We start from the raw sequence: 9,484 nt of genomic DNA on the forward strand, positions 1-9,484 counted from the left end.
ACCCAATTAAAACAGGCCCGGTGAGCCGGTTCGCAAACGATCCGGAGCAGCGGTGTGCCGGCCATCGGCCCATCCCGTCAGGGCGTCGATGACAACAGGCGTTCGATCCCCTCAACCCGCCGGCTGTCCGCGGCGTGAAAAAACGAACCGATGAAGAAAAGGCCCCCGGCCAGCAGGGCGAACAGGGGCAGGGCCATCATGGCGGTTTCCAGGCCGTACCGGTCGGAAAGGGCGCCGATGACGGGCGGGCCCAGTGCGCTGCCCAGGACATGCTGAACGATGACGCACAGGCTCAGCGACATGGCCCGCAGGCCCGGGTGAACCACGTCCTGGGTAACCGCCACGGCCCCCGGTACGAAGGCCACCGCGCAGATTCCCGCCCCCATCAGCAGGGCATATTGAAGCGGTCCGCTGAACCATCCAAAAGCGATCAGCAGCAGCACGGCGGTGGTCACTGAAGAGACGGCGGGAAACAAGAGCCTGGCGTTTTGACGTCGTTTCATCCAGCGGTCCGTCAGCAATCCTCCCAGGGGTGCGCCGACGATGGCCAGCATCATCACCACGCCCCCCTTGGTGGCGGCCCGACTCATGGAGAGGTCCTCCATCCGCTGGAAATAACTGGGCAGCCAGGTCATCAGGGCCGTTGTCACGAAGGTATTGGCGGCAAAAGCCAGGTTGTTGAACGTCAGGGTCCGGTGCTTCAACAGATGGCCGGCAATGTCCGCCCAGCCCATTCGGGCCTCCCCGTGCCCCGGGCTGTCCGGCGGCTTAACCAGGGCAATGGTGCGGTAGTCGCTGACCCAAAAGAACAATGCAGCCACGATGACACCGGGCAGCGCCACGATGCCGAAGGCGTGGCGCCAGCCAACCTGCTCGGCGATCACGCCGCCCAGCACGATTCCCAGTGCGCTGCCCAACGGAATGGATGCATTCCAGATGCCCAGCATCCGTGCCCGGCTGGCTTTGGGAAACATGCCGGCAATCATGGCCGTGCCGCCGGGGGCGTATCCCGCCTCTCCCAGGCCGATGGCGGTTCTGGCCGCAAACAGCTGGTTGAAGTTGCGCGTGAAGGCGCAGGCCAGCGTTGCCGCACTCCACAGCAGGGCCATCAGGCCGATGCTTTTCTTGCGGCTCCAGCGGTCGATGAGTACGGACACCGGCAGGGTGAAAATGAGGATCGACCAGTAAACGGCGGAAACCAGCAGGCCGCACTGGGTGTCCGTAATGCCCCAGTCCTGTTTCAAAAAGGGAAACAGGGAAACGATAACCAGCCGGTCGATGTAGTCGAACATGTAGAGCAGGAATAGCAGTGAGAAAATCGTGCGCGGTGAAGTGATCCGGGGGCGGATGCCGCGATCGGCCTTGCTATGCATATCGGCCGTGCTTTTTCGCCGCCTGGAACATGGCGATGCAGTTTTCGGGATTGACGCCGGGGTGCAGGGAGTTGGACGAACACAGGATGTACCCGCCGCCCGCAGCTGCCGCATTCATGGCCTGCCGGACGGCTGCATCCACCTGTGCCGGGGTCCCCTCGGGCAGCAGGTACATACAATCGATGTTGCCCAGCAGGCAGATTTGGCCGCCGCAGGTATCCTTGACCTTTTTCAGATCCATGCCGGCCTGCGGCTCCAAAGGATTGAGGCCGTCATATCCCGAGGCGAGGAGGGTGTCCAGAATCGTCCACAGGTTGCCGTCGCTGTGGCGAACCACCTTCAACCCCAGCGCGTGGGCCCGGTCCACGAGCCGGCGGTTGTATGGATTGACGAAACGCCTGAAATGCATTGGTGAGATCAGCAGGGCGTTGGTGTTGGCAATATCGTCCTCCACCACCAGGACGTCCAGCCCGGCGTCGGCCAGCATCTCCAGCTGCTTGAGGTTGTATTGGGTCACCATCTCCGCCACCCGTTCGATCAGCAGCGGATCCTGGTAGAGCTTAAGCATGTAGTTCTCCATGCCGATCAGCCGCCAGCTTCTTACGAAAGCCCCCCGCATCAACCAGAACAGCGCCTTGTCGCCCTTGAACCGGTCCCTGGCGAGATCCAGCAGCAGTAAATGGGCGCGGTCGGGTTCCGGTGCCTTGTAGCCGTCCAGACGGGCGGCGTCTGCGAGCGGATGGACCGTTGCCACCGGCAGCCCGTGGGGGCTGCGCCGGTAGATGATGCCCCAGTCGTCCATGACATGCTTGTCGTCGACTTCCCGTTCGTGGCCGATCTCAAAGGTGGTGATCCCGTCCACGCCGAAAGCCTCGTGAATCAGAAAGAGCGTGTCCACCAGCTTCATTTTCTCAGTATCGGTCATTTCGTGGAACTGCCGGGGCTCCGGCAGGCCGTCGGTGAGGTGCCTGCCGATGCCGATGATGGGTGCCTCGTTGATCCCGTGTATGTACAGAGGCACCCGGTCGGGCTGCCGGACGGCCAGCGCCGTCAGGATTCGTTCTTTCCCATTCATATGGCGGCGGTCTTCATCAGAATTGCCCTTTTACCGTTACGCCCACGAACGGCGCCGTGTCATAGTCGGTCTCGCCCAGTTCGTTGCCGTTTTGATCCTCGACGGTGATGCTGCCGCCCACCATCGCCCCGCCGTTGATGTCAAAGCGATAGTGCTCGCCCAGCCGCCAGCCCACCCGCAGGAAGGGCGCCCAGAAATCCACCTCGCCGATGCCGTCGGCCACTGCGCTGGAGTCGTCCAGGCGGAAGCGGTAAGAACGGTAGGCGCCGCCGACACCCATTTCCCAGTTGCGGTCCGGTGAGAAAACCAGTTCCAGACCGGCCGGACCCACCGGCCCGGCCCGGAAGGGATTGGTCAGCCGCAGGTGCTCGTCGATCTTCCAGTCGATGACCATAAAAGGAAAGACCTCGGATTGATCCAGGCGCTCGAATATGCCGGTGCCCAGGCCCAGCATCAGATCCGGTCCGACGGCGTAGGCCGCGGAGAGCACCGCACCATAGGAGAGGGATTCGCCGGTTTCGGCACCGGAAGCGCCGGCAAAATCGATGGAGGGAATGATCCCGAAGCGCCAATTGCTTGCGGCGCTGTAAAAAACGGGAAGGCTGATGCCCGGCCGGAAAATCTCATCCCACAGGTCGACGCCGGCCAGCCCGTTGATGCCGGAAAAATCCCAGCGTTCGTAATCGAGGCTCAGTCCGAGGCCCACGGTCCAGTGGCGATCGATGAACCGGGAGACGTCGAATCGCAGGAAATGGCGCTGGACATCGAAACTGCCGCCGCTGTCCAGATCGGTTTCGAACTGGTGGATGGGGGTGTAGGAAAAACGGACCACGGTCTTCGAGCGGTCGTTTTTCCCGGAATCGGTCGATTGCGCATCGGCGGGGCCGGGTCCTGCCAGGACAGCAAGAATCAGCCAGATTGCCAACACGGCCGGGATCAGCCGGCGTGCGGACATACGAACCTCCTTTTCATGTTAGTAATGATTTCGGGCAGCGGAACCGAATATGTCTCTTCTTACACCGGCACTTCGACCTCCGTCGAGGACTTTTCATCTCCCGGGAGTGCAGACCGGGACGCAATCGGCCATATACGGATGGGCACCAGTCAAAATCGGTAGCGCAACCCCGCGCAAACGGTATTCGAACCGCCGTTGTCGGCAGCGGTGCCGAAACCGTCCGACCGGTGGTGCAGTCGCAGCAGCGCTTCCCAACCTGCAGACGGCGGACCGAGGGTCAACTCACCGTACCAGTAAATCAGCCACCGGCTGCTGGAGCCACTGGTCTCGATCTCGATCGGCGGCACCTCGGTGGCGTAGGACGGGCCGATTCCCCAGGCGAAGCTGGTGGCCGCATAGTTGTCCCAGGGAAACCGGTGCCAGCGGAACCCGATGATCGGCAGATTGAACTCCCAGTGATCCTGGTCGCCGACGTATTTGCCCACCTGCGCCTCCAGTTCGCAGGACAGCTTATCGTCGAAAAAGCGGGCAATGGTCCACGAACCTGCCGCCACGACAATCGTGGAGTCCGCATAATCGGCGTCGGGCAGGATCGCCCGCTCCCATTTTTCCTTGGTCAATCGGCCGGCGTAGAGGGCCAGGGCGTAATCCTGGGCCAGGGCGATGGCCGGGACGACTCCGAGCAAAAACACGAGCGTTGTGATGGGTGAGATCTTATTGCTTACTTTCGGCATTCACCCTGATTAGCATCTTCGAGGCGGCCGATCAAGCCGGCCCGGCAACTCAACCTGTTTGCCGTCCGAGGAATGTGTTCTCGAGCCTATTTCATCAACCGGGTCGAGGGGTTGCTTTTCACCCAGGTGGACCACCGCGTGTCTGTGGATTTCAACCTGGGCAGCCGTCTTTGGAAGAACACGCCCTGGATTCCCAGCAGGCCATCATTTTCCGGATACCAGAGCGTACCGGTCTCCTTGTCGTAAAGCACGAAGGTTTTTTTGTAGGTCCACCCCGACGGTGCGATGGTGAGTTTTATCCGGTCAATTTCACGGCTGTACACAGCCGCCAGATCGGCCAGCGGTCAGTAGCCGGCGACGATGGCGTCCGAGCCAAGAAAGGTGTTGACCGTTTCATGGTAGCGCAACTGGTCGACCGAATAGGCATGCGCGTCACCATTGCCGGCGACACCGATGACGCGCATCTCCGAGCCGTTTTGCCTTGGGTCAGGCGCCCAGTCGGCGTCATCCAGCGCGTCGAATGCATGTCGTCCACTGCCGAATTCAAAATGGTCCGGGTCGAATCCAATCGATACGGCCTGGGTAATTTCCCAGCGTTCACCGGTGCGGTCCACCAGGAAAGTCTGTCCACCTTCTTTCAACAAGCAGGCCGCTGCATGGGGGACGAGAAAGGCCAGCACCAGGCAGGCACCCGACAGGGCCGGCAATATCCTCTTTATTGTAATCTTCATGTTTGCCTCCCCGGCTGATGACGTTCTTAACACGCGCTTCATCTTTGGTCCGGAAGAGGATGGATTCCTTTTATGAAAACACGACGCCGGAGAGTAATCGAACAGGCTTTATCATCGATGCCTCCCGGGAGGTAACCGCACGGGGAAAAATACCCGGGCGAGGGCTCTGGAAATTGACGGAATGCCGGACAGGTTCGGCCTGACCCACGTGCCATCCGTTCAGCCGCATTTCAAGCGTCAATGGCCGCCGTAGGGTTTACCTGGAAAAACTTGAATAACAGTCTGGACGACGCGTGACATCGGCTGCCATATACTTTAGAAAGCTCTCTTTGTTGTTGATGCAAAGGAAAAAGGCATGTGGGGTGGTTTGAAACACAGCTAACTCGGATTTTTGGGGCGGCGATACCACATTCGGTAGCAGGCATCCCGGTTCCGAAGGGGATTGAAATGGAGCAGCATTCCACATGTCATCATCAGGATCTCCCATGTACTATACCATTCCAGTTTTCTGCTGCTTGAGATAATGGGTTCTTCCAGAATAACAACCCTTTTTCCTTTCTTTTGGCCCCAGCGCCGCAAGGCCCGGGAGAAATGGATCTCTTCAGATGCATAATAGCGTTCATCAAATCCACCGGTTTCCATAAATGCCTCACGCGTACAAAAAACATATGCGCCGCAGGCCCACTTGAAGGTTCTTGACAAGAATAACCAAACGTTAAGCGCCAACTTGCCTAAAAATGGCAAATGTCTGTCGAATCTTGCTGTTGTACCGCCTCCGCAACAATCTCCGGATTCGAGGGCCGTCAAGGTCTTTTTCAAGAGAACCGGAGATATGGTTGTGTCGCTGTCCACAAAGATGAGAAATCTGCCGAGAGCCTCCTTGGCGCCTGCATTGCGTGCCCGAGCAATCTGTCTGTGCTTTTCAAAGACAACCCGCGCACCGGACGCTTCGGCAATGGCGGCAGTGCGGTCAGTAGAGTTGTTGTCGGTAACAACCATCTCACCGCGAAATTGGCCAAGCGCATCCATTGCGTCCTTCAGGCTTGCCAGTGTTCCGGGCAGATAGGCTTCCTCGTTGTATGCAGGAACGATAAAGGAATAGTCAATCTTCGTATTTTCTTTCATCTATATTTCAAACGCCGGCATAAGCCGCGCACACTGTTCGTGTGTCCGATGAAGGGGGCGCAGCTCCGCCATACAGTCGATGATCCTGTTAGAAATCGATACGTTCGGATACCGCGCGAGCGAGCGCCTCTCCTAAGATCTTGTGTTGATTTTCATCTAAATGGATGCCGTCTACAACACTTGCCGTTGTGACCTGCCCGGAATCAAAGAAAAGGACAGAACATGCTGAGGCGACCTTTTCAAGCTCCGTAGCCAAGCCGATACACCGCTTTTCAGAATGCTTGAATTTGTCTGCAATAACACCTTTTGGCGCAATGATTGCCGGCGGTGCGACAACCATGATTTCTGGTGTTGGCATGCCAGGTTCGATCGGTGCCTGACGGACGATTGCTATGAGTTTAGCCATGCCCTGCGCCGATAACCACGCATCATGGTTATGTGTACACTGAAAATCGTTTGTGCCAAGCATGAAGATGACCAATTTTAAGGGTGAATGCATTTCAATGACCTGTGCAAGCCCCTTGGCACCATCACGACCCTCTTTAAACGGGTCGGGCCATACGGTTCTTCTGCCGTTGAGGCAATTCTCGATCACCCTGACGGTATACCCCATTTCCGTTAACGCATTTTCAAATACGCCGGGCCAGCGTTTGTCAAATGGCAGCCGCCTCCGCGTATTTGGAATGATTCCCCACGTCAGGCTATCTGAATAAACAAGGATCTGATCCATCGGTTTTACCGGGGCCTTCCATCATTGAGATTGAATAGACGTATCGTTCTAATTTCCCTTTTTGCGTATCTGCAGGCGCGTCGCTAAGTTGTGGAGGTTACTGCGATGCATGCCCAATTCCCTTGCCGCCGCTGCCCAGTTCCCCTTTTTAGCATCCAAAACACGTTGGATCACCTGTATCTGAAACTTTTTCGTGGCTTCACGCAGCGTGTGTCCGGACGGCAATGGTGGGGGCGTCGGCTGGTATTCAAGCCGCGCAGACGGTTGGGTCGCCGACAGATCGTCGCCCAGGTGCATCGAGGTGACGATCACCGGCTCCGTCGGAGCGGCATCCGCCGAAGCCTTGAGAATCGACCGCGACAGGATGTTCTCCAATTCTCTCACATTGCCTGGCCAGGAATAGGCCGTCAATACCTCCATTGCGCCGGAACCGATTCTGACCGGCCCCAACCCCAGTCGCCGCTGCATGCGCTCGCTGAAAAAGCCGGCCAACAGCGGGATGTCCGTGCGTCGTTCCCTCAAGGCGGGGACCCGCAACGGATAAACGTTTAGGCGATGAAAAAGATCCTCCCTGAAGTTGCCTTTCTCGACCTCTCTTTCAAGGTTGCGATTCGTGGCCGTCAACAGGCGCACGTTGACCGTTATCAGTTTTTCCGACCCGATGCGTTGAATTTCTCCCTCCTGGATGGCGCGCAGCAGTTTGGCCTGGATGGAGAGGGGAAGCTCGCCGATTTCATCCAGAAACAGGGTGCCGTTATCGGCCACCTCGAACTTGCCGGCCCGATCTTTGGTCGCACCCGTAAATGCCCCTTTGGTGTGGCCGAAAAGTTCCGAGTCCGCCAGTGTTTCCGGCATCGCGGCGCAGTTCAGGTAGAGCATCGGGCCGTCACTGCGATTGGATTCCGCATGGATCGCCCGGACAACCAGCTCTTTGCCGACGCCGGTTTCACCTAAAACCAGGACGGTAAAGTCCGAACGGGCGACAAGCTCGATCTCGCGGCGCAGTCGGACCATCGCCGGGCTGCTGCCGATGATCTGTTTGTCTTTGCCGATCTGAACGTCTCTCATCAGATCGGCGGCGATCTGCCCGTGGCGCCTGGCGCTTTGCTCCAGGGCTTCGATCAGGTTGACGGTCTGCATCTGGGCGCCGGCAAGCGCCCCCACGGCCTTTAAAAACCACGGCTCGAGATGATCGAAGCTGTGGGGGTCTTTGGCATCGGCGGTCAAGACACCAATCAGCTGGTTCTCCACGCGTAATGGGCATCCCAGACAGGCGTGAATGGGGTGAAACTCATCTTCATCCGCACTCAACAGGCCGTCAAACGGATCGGGAAGGGTGGCGTCCGATGGAAACAGCACCGGTTCATCTGCATTGCAAATGATGTCCAGCCGAGGGTGATCGCGTCGGACAAAATTACGGCCCATCGCATCGGCTTTGAGACCCACTGCGGCAATGGGTACCAGCGTTTCCCCGTCAAGGCGGAGCAGGGTTGAGGCATTGTAGGGAATCACCCGCCCAATTGCACGGAGCATCCGCTGATAGCGATCCTTGGCATTCAGGGCGGCGGTCAAATCAATGGCCATCGACAGTATGGTGTCTAATTGTTGCATGGTTTTTATAATTACAACATTGTTGTGTTTTTGTAAGCATAAATTTTGTTTTTATAATGATAACAATCTGTATAATAATATGAAATATTTATCAAAAATATCTGGCATAGGTGTTGCCATTGTCAGAAAGCAAATACGAATGTTAATGGAGGTACGATATGAAGCCAATCGAAGATTTAAAGATGGAACACGAGGCCGTCAAAATTACCCTGCGGGTTTTGGGCAGCATTTGCAAGGAGGCTGAAAAAACGAGCGAATTGGCCAAAACTGAACATCTGGAACAATTGATCGATTTTTTTACAACCTTCGTCGATCGATGCCATCACAGCAAAGAAGAAGAACTCCTGTTTCCGGCGCTGGAAGCAGTCGGCGTCAGCCGGGAAGGCGGGCCAATCGGTGTGATGCTCAAAGAACACCAGCAGGGACGCGATCACGTCGCGAAAATGAAGGCGGACCTGGTGAGATATCGGGACGGCGACCGAACGGCAGCAGGCGATCTAGTCCATCATGCACGTGCATACATTGCCCTTCTGAACCGGCACATCGATAAAGAAAACAATGTGTTGTTCGTACTTGCGGACAAGCATCTCTCCGAAGACAAACAGATGGAACTCCGGGAAGGTTTCGAGGCCATCGAAACGCAGAAGATCGGACCGGGCAGGCATGACACCTTTCATCAGATGATCGCGTCATTGGAGGGCATTTACCTGTCGTGAACCGCGATAGCGAGCGTAGTCCTGGCCGCTTGCGGCGGGGTTGGCGAGCGGTCGATTAATCGATTTTCATCCTTACGGTGCTGCGCAGCACTGCCGTCACAGGCAGAACATTTCTTGCAGCCTGCAGCGGGTCAGGTCACTCATCGTTTATCGGTTCTCAGCGTTCTGATACCTGGCATACAGATCTTGCGCTTTTCTCTTTAAGGTTTCAATGCGCGTGGCGTCTTCCGGGGTTATCCAGCGAGGCTCGCTGACAGAAAAGATAGCCTTGGTCAACTCATCAATGACTTCTTCGGTCGTTTCGCACAATTCATCTGTGCACGTACTTGTCAACTGGAATGCCCGATCAATTGCCTTCTCCTCTTGGTCTAAATAGTTTTCCAAGGATTTTACGTATGTTCGCCACGCCTCGGCGCGCTCTTTTTCAATCGTCT

General features: G+C 57.1%; 11 protein-coding genes. 1 reads left to right on the top strand and 10 read right to left on the bottom strand.

The annotated features are described in order from the left end of the window. Positions 1-77: 77 nt before the first annotated feature. The 9 genes from ACZCED_RS19575 to norR form a co-directional block, all read right to left on the bottom strand. Positions 78-1,373, bottom strand: a complete 1,296-nt coding sequence (locus ACZCED_RS19575) for a spinster family MFS transporter (RefSeq protein ID WP_464861496.1) — start codon at positions 1,371-1,373, stop codon at positions 78-80. Further along, complete coding sequence (locus tag ACZCED_RS19580) at positions 1,366-2,448, bottom strand: uroporphyrinogen decarboxylase family protein (RefSeq protein WP_462969009.1); 1,083 nt, start codon at positions 2,446-2,448, stop codon at positions 1,366-1,368. The genes ACZCED_RS19575 and ACZCED_RS19580 overlap by 8 nt, the downstream gene beginning before the upstream one ends. A gap of 16 nt (positions 2,449-2,464) precedes the next feature. Next, complete coding sequence (locus ACZCED_RS19585; RefSeq protein ID WP_462969010.1) at positions 2,465-3,403, bottom strand: hypothetical protein; 939 nt, start codon at positions 3,401-3,403, stop codon at positions 2,465-2,467. 149 nt (positions 3,404-3,552) lie between these two features. Continuing rightward, a complete protein-coding gene (locus ACZCED_RS19590; protein WP_462969011.1) occupies positions 3,553-4,137 on the bottom strand; it encodes a hypothetical protein in 585 nt (194 codons plus the stop codon). 86 nt (positions 4,138-4,223) lie between these two features. Continuing rightward, on the bottom strand, positions 4,224-4,478 hold the full coding sequence (locus ACZCED_RS19595) for a DUF3179 domain-containing (seleno)protein (protein ID WP_462969040.1): 255 nt from the start codon (positions 4,476-4,478) through the stop codon (positions 4,224-4,226). A gap of 3 nt (positions 4,479-4,481) precedes the next feature. Next, positions 4,482-4,868 (bottom strand): hypothetical protein, encoded by a 387-nt coding sequence (locus tag ACZCED_RS19600; RefSeq protein WP_464861497.1) that lies wholly within the window; start codon positions 4,866-4,868, stop codon positions 4,482-4,484. 378 nt (positions 4,869-5,246) lie between these two features. Continuing rightward, positions 5,247-5,993: a glycosyltransferase gene (locus ACZCED_RS19605; RefSeq protein ID WP_462969013.1), complete on the bottom strand. Its 747-nt coding sequence runs from the start codon at positions 5,991-5,993 to the stop codon at positions 5,247-5,249. An 88-nt stretch (positions 5,994-6,081) separates the two neighbouring features. After that, positions 6,082-6,723: an SGNH/GDSL hydrolase family protein gene (locus ACZCED_RS19610; protein ID WP_462969014.1), complete on the bottom strand. Its 642-nt coding sequence runs from the start codon at positions 6,721-6,723 to the stop codon at positions 6,082-6,084. Between the two features lie 48 nt (positions 6,724-6,771). Then, the gene (gene norR, locus ACZCED_RS19615) at positions 6,772-8,334 is read right to left on the bottom strand and encodes a nitric oxide reductase transcriptional regulator NorR (RefSeq protein WP_462969015.1); all 1,563 of its coding nucleotides are present in this window, start codon (positions 8,332-8,334) and stop codon (positions 6,772-6,774) included. A 158-nt stretch (positions 8,335-8,492) separates the two neighbouring features. Here norR and ACZCED_RS19620 point away from each other — a divergent pair, with 158 nt between their 5' ends. Beyond that, positions 8,493-9,050 (top strand): hemerythrin domain-containing protein, encoded by a 558-nt coding sequence (locus ACZCED_RS19620; protein ID WP_464861498.1) that lies wholly within the window; start codon positions 8,493-8,495, stop codon positions 9,048-9,050. 147 nt (positions 9,051-9,197) lie between these two features. Here ACZCED_RS19620 and ACZCED_RS19625 read toward each other — a convergent pair. Then, on the bottom strand, positions 9,198-9,484 hold a 287-nt coding region (locus ACZCED_RS19625; RefSeq protein ID WP_464861499.1), incomplete at its 5' end, for a hypothetical protein.

This window comes from Desulfosarcina sp. (assembly GCF_055467485.1).